Annotated in this window: 15 protein-coding genes; 1 reads left to right on the top strand and 14 read right to left on the bottom strand. The window is 66.9% G+C overall.

Annotated elements, in window-relative coordinates; genetic code table 11:
• Positions 1-130 precede the first annotated feature (130 nt).
• The 7 genes from C7C56_RS27920 to folC all read right to left on the bottom strand — a co-directional run bounded on the left by C7C56_RS27920 (position 131) and on the right by folC (position 7,382).
• On the bottom strand, positions 131-880 hold the full coding sequence (locus C7C56_RS27920; protein ID WP_146204279.1) for a superantigen-like protein SSL4: 750 nt from the start codon (positions 878-880) through the stop codon (positions 131-133).
• Positions 881-925: 45 nt separating this feature from the next.
• On the bottom strand, positions 926-1,651 hold the full coding sequence (locus C7C56_RS04335) for a tetratricopeptide repeat protein (RefSeq protein ID WP_106756263.1): 726 nt from the start codon (positions 1,649-1,651) through the stop codon (positions 926-928).
• Positions 1,652-1,673: 22 nt separating this feature from the next.
• On the bottom strand, positions 1,674-2,936 hold the full coding sequence (locus C7C56_RS04330) for a cystathionine gamma-synthase family protein (RefSeq protein ID WP_106756262.1): 1,263 nt from the start codon (positions 2,934-2,936) through the stop codon (positions 1,674-1,676).
• Positions 2,937-3,075: 139 nt separating this feature from the next.
• Positions 3,076-4,596, bottom strand: coding sequence for an amidophosphoribosyltransferase (gene purF, locus C7C56_RS04325; RefSeq protein ID WP_106756261.1), 1,521 nt, complete (start codon positions 4,594-4,596; stop codon positions 3,076-3,078).
• A 43-nt stretch (positions 4,597-4,639) separates the two neighbouring features.
• Positions 4,640-5,128 (bottom strand): CvpA family protein, encoded by a 489-nt coding sequence (locus C7C56_RS04320; protein ID WP_106756260.1) that lies wholly within the window; start codon positions 5,126-5,128, stop codon positions 4,640-4,642.
• Positions 5,129-5,183: 55 nt separating this feature from the next.
• On the bottom strand, positions 5,184-6,071 hold the full coding sequence (locus tag C7C56_RS04315) for an SPOR domain-containing protein (RefSeq protein WP_106756259.1): 888 nt from the start codon (positions 6,069-6,071) through the stop codon (positions 5,184-5,186).
• A 12-nt stretch (positions 6,072-6,083) separates the two neighbouring features.
• The gene (gene folC, locus C7C56_RS04310; RefSeq protein ID WP_106756258.1) at positions 6,084-7,382 is read right to left on the bottom strand and encodes a bifunctional tetrahydrofolate synthase/dihydrofolate synthase; all 1,299 of its coding nucleotides are present in this window, start codon (positions 7,380-7,382) and stop codon (positions 6,084-6,086) included.
• Between the two features lie 183 nt (positions 7,383-7,565).
• On the opposite strand from folC, the gene C7C56_RS28600 reads away from it, so the two are divergent.
• Positions 7,566-7,721, top strand: a complete 156-nt coding sequence (locus C7C56_RS28600; RefSeq protein WP_181373017.1) for a hypothetical protein — start codon at positions 7,566-7,568, stop codon at positions 7,719-7,721.
• 95 nt (positions 7,722-7,816) lie between these two features.
• Here C7C56_RS28600 and accD read toward each other — a convergent pair whose 3' ends face one another.
• The 7 genes from accD to C7C56_RS04275 all read right to left on the bottom strand — a co-directional run.
• On the bottom strand, positions 7,817-8,689 hold the full coding sequence (gene accD / locus C7C56_RS04305) for an acetyl-CoA carboxylase, carboxyltransferase subunit beta (RefSeq protein WP_106756257.1): 873 nt from the start codon (positions 8,687-8,689) through the stop codon (positions 7,817-7,819).
• A gap of 217 nt (positions 8,690-8,906) precedes the next feature.
• The gene (locus C7C56_RS04300) at positions 8,907-9,182 is read right to left on the bottom strand and encodes a hypothetical protein (RefSeq protein ID WP_106756256.1); all 276 of its coding nucleotides are present in this window, start codon (positions 9,180-9,182) and stop codon (positions 8,907-8,909) included.
• Positions 9,183-9,351: 169 nt separating this feature from the next.
• Entirely contained in the window at positions 9,352-10,152 is an 801-nt protein-coding gene (trpA, locus tag C7C56_RS04295) for a tryptophan synthase subunit alpha (protein WP_106756255.1), read from the bottom strand.
• 66 nt (positions 10,153-10,218) lie between these two features.
• Positions 10,219-11,466 (bottom strand): tryptophan synthase subunit beta, encoded by a 1,248-nt coding sequence (gene trpB, locus C7C56_RS04290; RefSeq protein WP_106756254.1) that lies wholly within the window; start codon positions 11,464-11,466, stop codon positions 10,219-10,221.
• Complete coding sequence (locus tag C7C56_RS04285) at positions 11,450-12,199, bottom strand: phosphoribosylanthranilate isomerase (RefSeq protein WP_267874665.1); 750 nt, start codon at positions 12,197-12,199, stop codon at positions 11,450-11,452. The genes trpB and C7C56_RS04285 overlap by 17 nt, the downstream gene beginning before the upstream one ends.
• A 49-nt stretch (positions 12,200-12,248) precedes the next feature.
• Complete coding sequence (gene truA, locus C7C56_RS04280) at positions 12,249-13,055, bottom strand: tRNA pseudouridine(38-40) synthase TruA (protein WP_106756252.1); 807 nt, start codon at positions 13,053-13,055, stop codon at positions 12,249-12,251.
• A gap of 31 nt (positions 13,056-13,086) precedes the next feature.
• A partial coding sequence (locus C7C56_RS04275; protein ID WP_106756251.1) for a motility hub landmark protein FimV occupies positions 13,087-15,265 on the bottom strand: 2,179 nt, incomplete at its 5' end.

The following is a 15,265-nucleotide window of genomic DNA, read 5'->3' as shown; positions in this document are numbered from 1 at the left end:
GTCGAATGCCAACGCCTGCTCCACCTCGTCGTTCCCGCGAAGGCGGGAATCCATACTGAGCATGCAAATATGGGGCTTCCGCAAATTTGAGCCCCGGTCCGAAAGGCTCTCAGTTCGCGTCGGCGCAAGCTCAGTATGGGTCCCCGCTTTCGCGGGGATGACGGCGGTGGTGTTTGGATGACGGTGGTGTTTGGATGACGGTGGTGCTTTGATGACGGTGGTGCTTTGATGACGGTGGTGCTTTGATGACGGTGGTGCTTTGATGACGGTGGTGCTTTGATGACGGTGGTGCTTTGATGACGGTGGTGCTTTGATGACGGTGGTGCTTTGATGACGGTGGTGCTTTGATGACGGTGGTGCTTTGATGACGGTGGTGCTTTGATGACGGTGGTGCTTTGATGACGGTGGTGCTTTGATGACGGTGGTGCTTTGATGACGGTGGTGCTTTGATGACGGTGGTGCTTTGATGACGGTGGTGCTTTGATGACGGTGGTGCTTTGATGACGGTGGTGCTTTGATGACGGTGGTGCTTTGATGACGGTGGTGCTTTGATGACGGTGGTGCTTTGATGACGGTGGTGCTTTGATGACGGTGGTGCTTTGATGACGGTGGTGCTTTGATGACGGTGGTGCTTTGATGACGGTGGTGCTTTGATGACGGTGGTGCTTTGATGACGGTGGTGCTTTGATGACGGTGGTGCTTTGATGACGGTGGTGCTTTGATGACGGTGGTGCTTTGATGACGGTGGTGCTTTGATGACGGTGGTGCTTTGATGACGGTGGTGCTTTGATGACGGTGGTGCTTTGATGACGGTGGTGTTTGGATGACGGCGGTGTTGGGAAGACGGCGGTGCTGGGAAGACGGCGGTCGTTTTAATCAACTTCCTTCGCGGCGATGACGCCGTGCTGCCGCCCCGCCACCGCTTCTACTTGATCTCGTTCTTGCGGTTCTCGTTGACGATCCGGTTGCTCTCGCCGACATAGGCGTCGGTGGCCTTGCGCCAGACCTCGTAGTCGGCCAGCAGCAGCTTGGACGACACGCGCGCGCCCTCGGCCAAGTTCGCTCGCACCGCGTTCAGATGCGCGGTCGCCGCCGCCATTTCCTCCTTGCTCAGCAAATCGACCACATCCTTCGGGATGCGCTTGGTCAGCGGCGAGGCCTCGTTGAGGTTCCTGACGAAATTGTTATAGCAATCCTGCCATTTGAGCACGCGCGCCGACACCGCCTCGATCTCGTCGTTCTGGCGCGACATCTCGGGGATGCGCGGCGTCTTGCAGGCGAACTGGCCGCTGCGCAGCTCGGCGCCGTCGTAACCCTTGATCCAATAGTCGAGGTCGGCCCGCCGCAGTTCGCGCTGGCGCATCATCTCCAGCGCCGCGATCGCCGTCTTGTTGCCCTTGGCGGCGGACTTGCCGAACCACTCCCTGGCCTTGGCCGCGTCGACCATGCCCGCCTCGCCGTAAAAATACATCTCGCCCAGGTGCAACTGGGCTTCCGCGTTGCCGGCCTTGGCCAGCTTGAGGTAGAGCGCCTCGGCCTGCGGGTACGATTTTTTGGCGAACAGGGCGTTGGCGTCGGCCAGCTCGCCGGCGTGGGCGGCGCCGCCCAGGCAGGCCAGCAGCAGGCTCAGGCAAATCACAGTTTTTTTCATGGTTTTCTCTGTTTTCTGTGGTTTAAGCGGCGGCCGCGGGGCCGGGATCGGACAGGGCGTCGCCAAAGTCCGCGAGCAGGTCGGCGCAGTCCTCGATCCCGACCGAGACCCGGATCAGCGACTCGGCGATGCCCATGCTGGCGCGCCGTTCGGGCCCCATCTCGAAAAAGATGGTGTGCGCGACCGGGATCACGAGCGTGCGCGTGTCGCCGAGGTTGCTTGCCGCGATCGCGAGCCGCAGCCGGTTGAGGTAGTCGAAGCAGTCGATGCCGTCGGCCAGCTCGAAGCTGAGCAGCGAGCCGTAGGCGCGGAACAACTGGCCCGCCAGCGCGTGCTGCGGGTGCGACGCCAGGCCCGGGTAATGGACCCTGGCCACGCGCGGGTCGGCCTCGAGCATTTCGGCCAGCGCCAGCGCGTTGGCGCTGGCGCGTTCGAGCCGCAGCGCCAGCGTCTCGGCGCCGACCGCGATGTGGTGCGCCGCCTCCGGCCCGAGCGAGGCGCCGAAGTCGCGCAGGCCCTTGGCGCGCAGCTGGGCCATGCCCCACATCGCCGGCGCCGCCTTTTTGTAGTTGGGCGCGATGTGCGGATACCGCTGCCAGTCGTATTCCCCGGTGTCGGTCAGGCTGCCGCCGAGCGCGATGCCGTGGCCGCCGATCGACTTGGTCAGCGCGTTGACCACCAGCCCCGCCCCGACCGCTTTTGGCCTGAACAGGTAGGGCGTGGTCATGGTGTTGTCGACCACGTACAGGATCCCGCGCTCGCGGCACAAGCGGCCGATGCGCGCGAGGTCGGCGACCTGGGTGCGCGGGTTGGCGATGGTCTCTACGAACACGATGCGGGTGTCCGGCGTGAGCGCCTGTTCGACCGCGCCGGCGTCGGTGGCGTCGACGAACGAGACGCCCACGCCCTGCCCGGCCACGGTCTGCCACAGGCTGTTGGTGTTGCCGAACAAGAAGGACGACGAGACCACATGGTCGCCCGCGCGCAGCAGCGCCTGGAACACGGCGCCGATCGCGCCCATCCCGGTGGCGAAGCACAACGTGGCCACGCCGTCCTCCATGGCCGTGATTTTGTCCTCCAGGGCCGAGATGGTGGGGTTGCCCTGGCGCCCGTAGCGGAAGCCCGGCTCCCTACCCTGGAATACCGAGGCGAGCTGGCGCGCATCCCGGTAGCCGAACGCGACCGAGGTGTGCAGCGGCTTGTGCAGCGAGCCGTGCTCGATCGGTTTCTGGCGGTCCTGGTGCAGGATGGTGGTGGTGAAGCCGTACTTTTTCTTGTCGTTCATCAGTCTTGTGCCGCGCATCCTACCCCGCCCGCGCGGGGCGCAGGATGCGCGCCTTTGCCTATTCTTTGCCCGTTCTTTGCCTGCTCTTTGCCTGTGCTTCGCCTGTTCCTTGCCTGTTCCTTGCCTGTTCCTTCGCCTATTACTCGGCCGTCGCCAGGTTCAGGTTGAGCTGCGTGCGCGCCGCGTCCTCGGCCGGCGCGTCCTTCGGGTGGTGGCGCGCGTACTCGAGCCGGTCGAGGTAGGACTGGGTCACGTCGCCGGTCACGTAGACGCCGTCGAAGCACGAGGCCTCGAAGTTGCGCAGCGCCGGATTGACGTCCGAGATCGAGCGCTTGAGGGCGTCGATGTCCTGGTACACCAGCGCGTCGGCCGTGATTTCGCGGCAGATCTGCTCGTTGGTGCGCCCGTAGGCGATCAGCTCGTCGCGGGTCGGCATGTCGATCCCGTACACGTTGGGGAACAGCACCGGCGGCGCGGCCGAGGCGAAGGTGACGCTCTTGGCGCCGGCCTCGCGCGCCATCTGCACGATCTCGAGGCTGGTGGTGCCGCGCACGATCGAGTCGTCGACCAGCAGCACGTTCTTGCCCTTGAATTCGGAGCCGATCGCGTTGAGCTTCTGGCGCACCGACTTGCGCCGGATCGCCTGCCCCGGCATCAGGAAGGTGCGCCCGATGTAGCGGTTCTTGATGAAGCCCTCGCGGTACTCGATGCCGAGCTTGAGCGCGAGCTGGATAGCGGCCGGGCGCGAGGAGTCGGGGATCGGCATGACGACGTCGATCTCGCCGTGGCGCAGCTCGGCGCGGATCTTGTCGGCCAGGTACTCGCCCATCTTGAGGCGGGTCGCGTAGACCGAGGCGCCGTCGAGGATCGAGTCGGGCCGCGCCAGGTACACGTACTCGAACGCGCACGGGTTCAGCGACGGGTTGTCGGCGCACTGGCGCTCGTAGAACTTGCCGTCGATGTCGATGAACACGGCCTCGCCCGGCGCGATGTCGCGCAGGAAGGTGAAGCCCATGCCCTCGAGCGCCACCGATTCGGAGGCGATCAGGTATTCGGTGCCCTTGTCGGTGACGTTGGTGCCGATGCACAGCGGACGGATCCCGAACGGGTCGCGGAACGCGAGCAGGCCCAGGCCCGAGATTTGCGCCACCGCCGCGTAGGCGCCGCGCACCCGGCGGTGCAGCATGGCGACCGCCTTGAACACGGCGTCCGGGTCGAGCGAGAGGCCGGTGGTGGCCTCGTCGATCTCGTGCGCGAGCACGTTGAGCAGGACCTCGGAGTCGGAGTCGGTGTTGATGTGCCGGCGGTCGTTCTTGAACATCTCGATCTTGAGCTGTTCCCAGTTGGTCAGGTTGCCGTTGTGGGCCAGCGTGATGCCGAACGGCGCGTTGACGTAGAACGGCTGCGCCTCCTCCTCGCTCGAGGAGCCGGCGGTCGGGTAGCGCACATGGCCGATGCCCGAATTGCCCTGCAGCGAACGCATGTTGCGCGTGCGGAAAACGTCACGCACGAGGCCGTTGGCCTTGTGCATGGAAAACATACTGCTGTGATTGGTTGCGATGCCCGCCGCGTCCTGGCCGCGATGCTGCAACAACAGCAAGGCGTCATACAGCAACTGGTTGACGGGATTATGCGAGACGACGCCGACGATGCCACACATGCTGTGCTCCTAAAGGACTGCTACTACCGATTTTAAAAAAACTTCAATATTTCACGTGCTTGACGAGCGCTTCCGGCAGGAACGGCTTGACGGTGCGCACGCCCTCCTCGGCCATCGGCGCGAGCAGCGCGTTCTTCCAGAACGGCTGTTCGGGAATCTGCGTCATGCCACACAAGATGACGCCAGTGAGCACGATCACGACGCCCCGCGCCAGGCCGAACAGGCCGCCCAGGCCGCGGTCGGCCAGGCTCAGGCCGGTCGCCTTGACCAGCGCGTCGACCGCCATCATGAGCAAGCCCATGAGGATGCGCACGCCGATGAACAAGGCCACGAACGCGACCATCAGCCGCACCGCCTCGCCCGGGACCAGCTCGGGCAGCAAGGGCGCCAGCGCGGTGCTGTAGGCGTTGGCCAGCACGAAGGCGACCACCCAGCTCACCAGCGACAGGATTTCCTTCACGAGCCCGCGAAGGGTGCTGATGATCACCGACGCGGCCAGGACGAACAGTACCAAATAATCGAAAAGCGTCACGCCGCGCCCACCGCCCCGGCGCGCCGGCGAACCCGTTGCCGCGATTTCAAATGGGTCATGCCGGGACCATGCTGCCCGAGAGGCCGATCTTGCCCAGTCTGGCGCGCATCTTCTCGGCGTCCTCCTTGCTGAACGGGCCCACCCGCACCTGGATCAGCTTGCCGGACCTGATTTTTTGCGTGAACGAGGAGATGCCCGCCGCGCGCAGTTTGCCCTGCAATTCGTTGACCGCGTCCTGCGACCCCAGCGCGGCCACCTGCACCACGTACCTTTGGGCGGGCGCCGCCTTGGGGACGCTCTGGCCCTCGAGAATGGCGCGCGCGCGCTCGGCCTCGGTGGGCGCCCTGGCGGCCGGCTTCGGCTTGGGCTCGGGCGGCGCGGTGGGCTTGGGGACCGGCTTGGGCTCGGCCGGCTTGGCGGCGGCCGGCTTGGGCTCGGCCTTGCGTTCGGCAACCCTGGGTTCGACCAGCTTGAGTTTGCCCAGGTCGGGCTCGGGCAGCCGGGCCACCGGCTTCGGCTGCGCCGCGGTGGCGGCCGGGTCGACGATCTCCTCGCTCGCGTCGAGCGCCTCGGACGGCGCCACCGGCGGCGGCAGCGGCAGCGGCGGCACCTTGTCCTTGGACGGGATCTGGATCGCGATGTCGCTTTGCAGCGGCTTCGGTTCGGCGTCGAGCAGCATCGGCAGGCCGACCGCGACCGCCAACGCGAGCGCGATGGTGCCGACCAAACGCCGACGCGCCCGTTTTTTCTCGGGCAGCACCGGGTCGTCCGAACCGGGGCCCTGCGCGCCCTTGGCGCCGCGCTTGGACGGCGCCTGCTCGGCGCTCGAGGCGCGCTTGGAGCGGGCCTTGGCGGCGATCGCGTCTTCCTCGGCGTCGGATGCATAGCCGCTGTCGGCGGCGCTGTCCTGCTTGTTTTTACTGAGGAACGAGAACAAGCCCATGCGTAGTAGTCTTCAGTGAGGTGAGTTTTTTCGGGCTGCCATCACACCGGCGACGGTGTAAAAGGAGCCAAAGACCACAATTCTATCATTCTCCCCGGCCCGGCTCATCGCATTCGCGAAAGCGGCGGCCGGATCGGCGAAGGTGCGCACGGTGCGCTCGCCGTCCGCGGCGCCCGCCGGCGTCAGCGCCGCCACGCGCGCGGCGACGTCGGCGGCCCGCGCCGAGCGCGCCGACGGCAGCTCGGCCAGGCACCAGTGGTCGACCTGGCCGGCCAGCGGCGCGAGCACGCCGTCGATGTCCTTGTCGGCCATCACGCCGAACACGCCGTAGGTGTACGGGTGGAAGCCCATGTTGCCCAGGTTCTGGCCGAGCGCGGCGGCCGCGTGCGGGTTGTGGGCGACGTCGAGGATAACCGTCGGGCGCCCCGGCAGCACCTGGAAGCGCCCGGGCAGCTCGACCAGCACCAGGCCGGTGCGCACCTCCTGCGCCCCGACCGGCAGCGCCAGGCGCAGCACCTCGAGCGCGGCCAGCGCGGCGGCCGCGTTGAGCAGCTGGTTGGCGCCGCGCAGGCTCGGATAGGCCAGCGAATTGCGGCGCACCGCGCGCCCGCCGTAGTTCCATTGCTGCTTGTCGCCGGCGTAGTTGAAGTCGCGCCCGAGCAGCCACAGGTCGGCCCCGATTGCCTCGGCGTGCGCCACCAGCGAGCTTGGCGGCACCGGGTCGCTGCAGATCGCGGCCTTACCGGGACGGAAGATGCCGGCCTTTTCGAAGCCGATCTGCTCGCGCGTGGTGCCGAGGAAGTCGGTGTGGTCGATGTCGACGCTGGTGACGATGGCGACATCGGCGTCGACCACGTTGACCGCGTCTAGGCGCCCGCCGAGGCCGACCTCGAGGATCACGACGTCCATGCCGGCGCCGGCCAGCAGGTCCATGATGGCCAGCGTGGTGAACTCGAAGTACGTCAGGTCGGTGTCGGCGCGCGCCGCCTCGACCGCGTGGAAGCTCGCCACCAGTTGCGCGTCGGTGGCCAGTTGGCCGTTGACGTGGGCGCGCTCGTTGAAGTCGAGGAAATGGGGCTTGATGTACAGGCCCACCTTGTAGCCGGCGCGCAGCAGGATCGACTCGAGCATCGAGCAGGTCGAGCCCTTGCCGTTGGTGCCGGCCACCATGATGACCGGACAGGCGAAGGCCAGGCCGAGGCGGTCCTTGACCGTGCGCACGCGCTCGAGCCCCATGTTGATGTGGATTTCGGCGTGGCGCGACTCGAGCAGCGCGAGCCAGTCGGGCAGGGTGTCGGGGAGTTTGTGCATGGCGGATCGGGTGGTGGCGCGGGCGCCCATTTTAATCGAAGGCCAGAAACGGCGCCGGCGCCTTCCCCGCGCGGACGAGGATGGCGCCGGTGGCGCGGCGTTTGCCGGTCAGAGGCTGGGAGTTTTCCGGACGCGCCAGAGCCGCGCGCCAGAAGGTGGCTGATCGAGGCGCAAGGCACAGCCATGGCTAGCAGCCTGTCGGACTTAAAGAATCGAAGCGAAAATTCGGCTGAGCGAGGACAGATTTCGACGATTTTGAAGGTCAATAGTTATTCTATTGACCAAAAAATCGGCGAAATATGGAACGCTCAGGCGGATTTGCAGCCGATTTCCTTTTAGTCCGACAGGCTGCTAGGGCCATGGCGAGCATCTGCAACGACCAACGGGCGCTTTCCGGCGTGCTGAAAGGGCATGGCCGAACGACCCTGAGCCAATCAGGCGAGTACTTCGACGGCCTGGTCCTGCAGCAACGCGAGCAGGCGCGCGATCTCCTCGCGCATTTTGCGGCGGTCGACGATCATGTCGACGGCGCCCTTGGTGACGAGGAATTCGGCGCGCTGGAAACCCTCGGGCAGCTTCTCGCGCACGGTGTTTTCGATCACGCGCGGGCCGGCGAAGCCGATCAGCGCCTTCGGCTCGGCGATCACGACGTCGCCCATGAAGGCGAACGAGGCCGAAACGCCGCCCATGGTCGGGTCGGTCAGCACGCTGATGAATGGCAACTTTTTCTCGGACAGCTTGGTCAGCATGGCGGTGGTCTTGGCCATTTGCATGAGCGAGAGCAGGCCCTCCTGCATGCGGGCGCCGCCGGTGGCGGTGATGCAGATGAACGGCACCTTTTGCTCGAGCGCGACCTGGGCGCCGCGCACGAAGCGCTCGCCCACGACCGAGCCCATCGAGCCGCCCATGAATTCGAATTCGAAGCAGGCCACGACCACGGGCAGGCTCATGATGGAGCCGCCGAGCACGATCAGGGCGTCGGTCTCGCCGGTCGCCTCCATCGCGGCCTTGAGGCGGTCGGGGTATTTTTTGCTGTCCTTGAACTTGAGCGTGTCGACCGGCAGTGTCTCCTGGCCGATCTCGTAGCGTCCGCCGGCGTCGAGCAGGCCGTCGAGGCGGGCGCGGGCGCGGATGCGCATGTGGTGGTCGCACTTGGGGCAGACATGCAGGTTGGACTCGAGGTCGGTGCGGTACAGGACCGCCTCACACGACGGGCACTTGACCCACAGGCCCTCGGGCATGGTCTTGCGCGAGGCGGCATCGGAGCGCTGGATTCTTGGGGGCAGCAGTTTTTCTAACCAACTCATATATTTTCCTTCTGCGGCGGATTCGGTGGCGGTAGTTTAGCTCGTTAGGCCCTGCTTGTCGAACATTGCCTCCAATCGCGAAACGCCGCCGTTCCGAAAAATGGGGTCAGAGTCGAATTGTTTAAAATATTTCAAACAATTCGACTCTGACCCCATTTGTTCCGAGCCCATTTGTACATTTTTCGGACCCGATTTGACGGCCCGGCTCGCGCCCGCCCTAGGCCACCTCCTCGGTGGTGAACTCAATGCCGCCGATGGCGCCGGCGACGAGGTTGTAGATCCACGCGCCGATCATGGTGAACACGAAGCCGAAGATGGCATACAGCACCGGCATCGCGATCAACATATAGGTCGACATCTTCATGGCGTCGCCGAGGCCCATCATGAGCGGGATCGCCATGATGGCCACGAACGGGAGCGACATGGCGAAGTAAAGCGCCGCGCAGACCTTCGCGGTCTGCAGGACCGAAACGCGTGTTATTTGTTTTTTCATTTTTTGGGCGGTGCCTTCTTGAGCTTATTAATGGATTTGCAATACCGATGGAATTTAACCGATCCGCCCCCGTCTGGGTGGATTCATTGCGAAAAAAATGGGGTCAGAGTCGAATTGTTTGAAATTGTTTCAAACAATTCGACTCTGACCCCATTTTCTTGGAACTTGTTTACTTGCCGTCGAGGGCGTCGCGGATGCCGGCCACGAAGCTTTGCACGGCCGCCACCACCAGCTCCGGCGGCGTGTTCTCGATCTCCTCGATGATGCGGCTGCCGATCACGACCGCGTCGGCCACCTGCGCCACCGCGCGCGCGGTCGCCGCGTCGCGGATCCCGAAGCCGACCCCGACCGGCAGCTTGACGTGCTCGCGGATCGCCGTCAAGCGCCGCGCCACGTCGGCCGTGTCGATGTTGCCCGCGCCGGTGACGCCCTTGAGCGAGACGTAGTAGCTAAAGCCGCTGCCGAAGCGCGCCACCTGGGCGATGCGCTCCGGTGTCGAGGTCGGCGCGAGCAGGAAGATCAGGTCGAGCCCGGCCGCGCGCATCGCACCGGCGAACTGCTCGCACTCCTCGGGCGGATAGTCGACGATGATGGCGCCGTCCACCCCCGCCTCGACCGCGCGCGCGATGAAGGCGTCCGGGCCGATGCGCTCGACCGGGTTGGCGTACCCCATCAGGACCACCGGCGTGTCCTGGTCGGTCTTGCGGAACTCGCGCACGTAGCCGAACACGTCGCCGAGGCCGACGTTGAACTTGAGCGCGCGCTCGCACGCGCGCTGGATCACCGGGCCTTCGGCCATCGGGTCCGAGAACGGCACCCCGAGCTCGAGCACGTCGGCGCCGCCGGCGACCAGCGCGTGCATGAGCGGCACCGTCAAATCGGGCGAGGGGTCGCCGGCCGTGATGAAGGTGACCAGGCCGGTCTTGTGTTGGGCCGCGAGGGCGGCGAAGCTGCTGCTGATTCTGGACATGGCGGTGCTCTCTTATGGTCGCTAATGGTGGTCGTGGGATGGGCTTGCGGTGGGCCGCTCAGCCTCTCAGCTGAAGTCGAGCCCCATCCTTTCGGCCACGGTGTGCATGTCCTTGTCGCCGCGCCCCGACAGGTTGACCAGGATCAGCTGGTCCTTGGGCAGCGTGGCGGCGAATTTGGCCGCGTAGGCGATCGCGTGGGCCGACTCGAGCGCCGGGATGATGCCCTCGATGTGGCAGCAGTCGTGGAACGCCTTGAGCGCCTCGTCGTCGGTCACCGAGACGTACTGGGCGCGCGCCGAATCCTTGAGCCAGGCGTGCTCGGGCCCGACGCCCGGATAGTCCAGGCCGGCCGAGACCGAATGGGTCTCGATGATCTGGCCGTTATCGTCCTGCAGCAGGTAGGTGCGGTTGCCGTGCAAGACGCCCGGGATGCCGGCCGTCAGCGAGGCCGCGTGCCTGCCCGAGCCGAGGCCCTCGCCGGCCGCCTCGACCCCGACCAGCTTGACGCCCTTGTCGTCGATGTAGGGGTAGAAGATGCCCATCGCGTTCGAGCCGCCGCCGATGCAGGCGACCACGTAGTCGGGCTGGCGCCCGGCCAGTTCGGGCATCTGGACCAGGCACTCCTCGCCGATGACCGACTGGAAGTCGCGCACCATCATCGGGTACGGGTGCGGCCCGGCCACGGTGCCGATGATGTAGAAGGTGTTTTCGATGTTGGTGACCCAGTCGCGCATGGCCTCGTTGAGCGCGTCCTTGAGCGTCTTGGAGCCAGATTCGACCGGCACCACGGTCGCGCCCAGCAGCTTCATGCGGTACACGTTCTGGGCCTGGCGCTTGACGTCCTCGCTGCCCATGTAGATCACGCATTCGAGCCCGAAGCGGGCGCAGATGGTGGCGGTGGCCACGCCGTGCTGGCCGGCGCCGGTCTCGGCGATGATGCGCGGCTTGCCCATGCGCCTGGCCAGCAGCGCCTGCCCGATCACGTTGTTGATCTTGTGCGCGCCCGTGTGGTTGAGATCCTCGCGCTTGAAGAAGATCTGGGCGCCGTCCATCAGTTCGGACCAGCGTTTGGCGTGGTAGATCGGCGAGGGGCGCCCGACGAAGTGCTTCAGTTCGTAGCGGAATTCGTCGAGGAATTCGGGGTCGTTGCTGTAGCGCGCGTAGGCCTCGCTCAGCTCGGCCAGCGCGTGGCTCAGCGTTTCGGCGACGAAGGCGCCGCCGTAGGGGCCGAAGTGGCCGCGCGCGTCGGGCAGCTGGTAGTCGGTGGTGTGGAACAATGCGGCGGCGGGGCCGCGTTCAGGTGCGTCTTTCATGGGTGTGTTCTTTCTCGGGTGTGGCGTCTGCGAGCCGCACCGCGCCGACGAAGGCCGTCATGCGCTGCGCGTCCTTGATCCCCTTGGCAAGCTCGACACCACTGCTGATGTCGACCGCGTAGGGGCGTACGAGCACCACCGCCTCAGTGGCGTTTTGTACGCTCAAGCCACCACTTAAAACGACCCGAGGCGCGAGTTCTTTTGGGATGAGGGACCAATCGAAAACCTTTCCTGCCCCGCCGTAGGCGTCCACGTAGGTGTCGAGCAAAAGGCCCGAGAACAATGGACTGGCGGCGCGGTATTGATGCTCGTATTCTAGCAGTTCGCGCGCGCGCGTGTCGGGCCGCACCCGGAACACGCGCATGAAGGGCCGGTTGGCCGCGCGCGCGGTCTCGGCGCACAGCCGCGCCGTCTCGTCGCCGTGGAACTGCAGCAGCGCCACCGGCGCCTGGCGCACCGCGGCGCAGACCTCGTCGACGCCGGCGTTGACGAACAGGCCGACCGTGCCGACGAACGGCGGCAGCGCCGCCATCAGGGCGCCGGCGCGGGACGGCTCGACGTGGCGCGGGCTGGGCGGGTAGAACACGAAGCCGAGCGCGTCGGCGCCGGCGGCGACGGCGGCCGCCACGTCCTCGGGACGGGTCAGGCCGCAGATCTTGATGCGGGTGCGGTGCATGCGGGCTCTCGCGGGGTGGTTTGGGGTCGTATTGGAACCGGGATTTAAAACCGGGATTTAGAACCAGGATTTAAACCAGGATTTAAACCAGGATTTAAACCAGGGTTTAAAACCAGGGCAGAGGGGGCGACGCCTCCTGCGGCAGCCCCCATTTCGGATCGTACTCGATTTTGGCCAGGTACAGCCCGTCCGGCATGAAGGTGGGCGCGGCGTGGTGGCGCTCGCGCCCCTCGAGCACCTCGCGCAGCCAGGGCGCCGGGTGGCGCCCGCTGCCGACGTAGATGAGCGAGCCGATCAGGTTGCGGATCATGTGGTGCAGGAAGGCGTTGGCGCGCACCGTGAACACGATCAGGTGGCCGTTCTGGCCGCGCCGCTCGATGCCGACGTCGTAGATCTCGCGCACCGGCGACTTGGCCTGGCACTGGGACGAGCGGAACGCCGAAAAATCGTGGCTGCCGGGCAGGCACCGGGCCGCCTCGCGCATGCGCTCGACGTCGAGCGGGCGGAACACCCAGCCGGCGCGCCCGGCGAGCAGCGGCGCGCGCACCGGATGGTTGTAGAGCACATAGTGGTAGGTGCGCGCGCGCGCCGAGAAGCGCGCGTGGAACTCGCGCTCATGGCCCCCTGGCACCTCGGTGGCCCAGCGCACGGCGATCGAATCGGGAAGGAAGGTGTTGACGCCACGCACCCACGAGTTCATGTCGCGCGTCAGTTCGGTGTCGAAATGGACCACCTGTTCGAGCGCGTGGACCCCGGTGTCGGTGCGTCCGGCGCAGGTGGTGCCGAGCTCGACGCGCGCGAATTTCTCGAGCGCGATCTCGAGCCGGTCCTGCACCGTGTTGCGGTCCAGCTGTTTCTGGTAGCCGCTCCAGGCGCTGCCGTCGTATTGGACGCCGAAGGCGACGCGCTTCAATTGGCGCCCCGCCCGCGCCGCCCCGCCCCCATCACGCCAGTTTGGCGCGCATCGCTGTCGCTTTGCCGGCCTGCTCGGGGTTGCCCCCTTTGATGACCTCGTCGAGCAGTTCGCACGCCCCCTCCTTGTCGCCGATCTCCTGGTAGGCGATCGCCAAGTCGAGCTTGGTTTCCATCTCGGTCGCGTCGCCGCCCGCGGCGTCGAAATCGAGGCCGTTGCCGCCGGCCGAGCCCGGCAGGTCGAGGTCGAGGCCCGACATGTCGAACTGCGGCACGGCCGGGGCCGGCGCGGGCGACGAGGTCGGGATGTCGAAGTCCATCGAGTGCATGTCCATCACGGGCGCCGGGGCCGGGCTCGCGCCCGGCAGGTCGAACGCCTTCGACAGGTCGCCCATGTCGAACTCGGCGGTCTCGGCCGACTTGCTCGCCACGGTCGGGGTGTCGGGCAGGCCGAAGTCCATGTCGAACGCCATCTCGTTGGTGTCGGGCTTGGGTTCGGGCGTTTTTTCGAGCACCACCGGGGTGGCCGCGAACAGCAGGTCGGGCGCGGCGGCGGGCGCCGGTTCCGGCTCGAAGCTCATGCCGCCGACGTCGAAGTCGAGGGTGCTCTCCGGGCCCGCCACGTCGGCGTGCATCGCCTCGCGTTCGGCCGGGGTCACGGTGTTGGGCGAGAGGTCGAGGTCGAGGTCCATGTCGGCGGCCGCGGCGGCGGCGCCGGCGCCGGCGGCCGCGGCGTTCAATTCGCGCTCGCGCTGGGCGGCGGCGTCGGCCGGGGCCGCGACGGCGCTGGCGTACAGCGGGTTCATCGGATCGATCGACATGCCCAGCGCGGCAGCCTGCGCCCAGTCCTCGCCCAGGCCCTTGCTCATGCTGTAGACTTCGCTGGCCTGCGACTCGAACGCGCGCTGGTCCTTGCGGGCGGCGTAGATTTCGAGCAGTTTCAGGCGCACCGGATAGCGCTCGGGGTGGGTGCGCAGCGCCTCGCGCAGGATCTCCTCGGCCTGGGCGTCGCGGCCGTAGGCGATGTAGACGTCGGCCTCGGCGACCGGATCGACCTCGTTGGTGTCGAGCTGGCTGGCCGACGGCGCGAAGCTCGAGTTGAACACGCTGTTGGCCGTGTCGATGCTCTGGCCGCCGGTTTCGGCGAACAGCGAATGGGCCTGGTCGGTCGGCGCGCCGAGGATGGTGCGCTCGCTCGGCGGCTTCTCCTCCTCCTTGGCGCGCCGCTTGAGCAGCAGGAACACGGCCGCGCCCAGGGCCAGCAACGCGCCCAGGATCAGGTACATGTTCTCGATGACCAGGTCGACGATGCCCGGCTCGGGCGCCGGCGCCGGCGTGGTCACGATCTTGACGGATTTCTTGGCGGGCGCGACGGCCACGGGCGGCGGCGGCACCGGGGTCGCGACCGGCGGGGCCACCGGGGCGGCGATCGGCGGCGCGACCGCCACCGTGACCGGCGCATCGATCGGCTTGACGGTCGCGGCCGGGGCCACCACCACGGCCTGGCCGGCCGGCACCAGCACCGCGGCGTTCGGCGCCACCACCACGGGGGCGGCCTTGGCCTTGCGCGCCGCGGCGTCGGCGGCGGCTTTCTCGGCGGCCTTGGCGGCGACCAGTTTTTCGAGATCCTTGACGTTGCGTTCGAGTTCCTTGACGCGGGCGGCGGCGTCGTCGAGAGCGCGCTGCTTGGCGATCTTGTCCTCGGCGGCGGCGGCGGCGGCGGCCGCGTTGGCCTTGCTCAGCTTGAGCTGGTCCTTCGAGGCGCTGGCCGCGGTCGGCGTCTGCTCGACCTTGGCGATGATCTTGCCGGTGCCGCTCTGCGCCGCGGCGGGCGTGGTGGCCGGCGCGGCTGCCGCGACCTGGCTCGCCAGCTTGTTGCGGTAGGCGTTGAAATCGGCGGCGTGGGCGACCACGACGCCCTTGGCCTCGCCCTGGCCGATCGCGCGCACGGCGCCGGCGTCGGGCACGGTCAGGATGCGGCCGGCCTTGAGGCGGTTCATGTTATTGCCGATGAAGGCGTCCGGATTGGCGCGGTACAGCGCCACCAGCATCAGGTCGAGCGAGATCTCGGCCGGCTTGACGCGGGCGGCGATGCGTCCGAGCGTGTCGCCATGCTTGACGGCAACTTCGTCGGTGTCGCGCGGCGGCGCGCCGGCCGCGGCCGGCTGTGGCGCCGGCCTCATCACGGCCGGGGCCGGGGCCGGGGCCGGG

This window comes from Massilia glaciei (assembly GCF_003011895.2).
GTDB classification, from domain to species: Bacteria; Pseudomonadota; Gammaproteobacteria; order Burkholderiales; family Burkholderiaceae_D; genus Telluria_A; species Telluria_A glaciei.
Note: the sequence above shows the minus strand (reverse complement) of the source record. Positions and strands in the feature narration are given on the sequence as shown.

Excerpts from the sequence above, each read along its gene's own strand:
- C7C56_RS04335 (WP_106756263.1), bottom strand. The coding sequence starts at position 1,651 with ATGAAAAAAACTGTGATTTGCCTGAGCCTGCTGCTGGCCTGCCTGGGC.
- C7C56_RS04330 (WP_106756262.1), bottom strand. The coding sequence starts at position 2,936 with ATGAACGACAAGAAAAAGTACGGCTTCACCACCACCATCCTGCACCAG.
- purF (WP_106756261.1), bottom strand. The coding sequence starts at position 4,596 with ATGTGTGGCATCGTCGGCGTCGTCTCGCATAATCCCGTCAACCAGTTG.
- C7C56_RS04315 (WP_106756259.1), bottom strand. The coding sequence starts at position 6,071 with ATGGGCTTGTTCTCGTTCCTCAGTAAAAACAAGCAGGACAGCGCCGCC.
- folC (WP_106756258.1), bottom strand. The coding sequence starts at position 7,382 with ATGCACAAACTCCCCGACACCCTGCCCGACTGGCTCGCGCTGCTCGAG.
- C7C56_RS28600 (WP_181373017.1), top strand. The coding sequence starts at position 7,566 with ATGGCTAGCAGCCTGTCGGACTTAAAGAATCGAAGCGAAAATTCGGCT.
- accD (WP_106756257.1), bottom strand. The coding sequence starts at position 8,689 with ATGAGTTGGTTAGAAAAACTGCTGCCCCCAAGAATCCAGCGCTCCGAT.
- C7C56_RS04300 (WP_106756256.1), bottom strand. The coding sequence starts at position 9,182 with ATGAAAAAACAAATAACACGCGTTTCGGTCCTGCAGACCGCGAAGGTC.
- trpA (WP_106756255.1), bottom strand. The coding sequence starts at position 10,152 with ATGTCCAGAATCAGCAGCAGCTTCGCCGCCCTCGCGGCCCAACACAAG.
- trpB (WP_106756254.1), bottom strand. The coding sequence starts at position 11,466 with ATGAAAGACGCACCTGAACGCGGCCCCGCCGCCGCATTGTTCCACACC.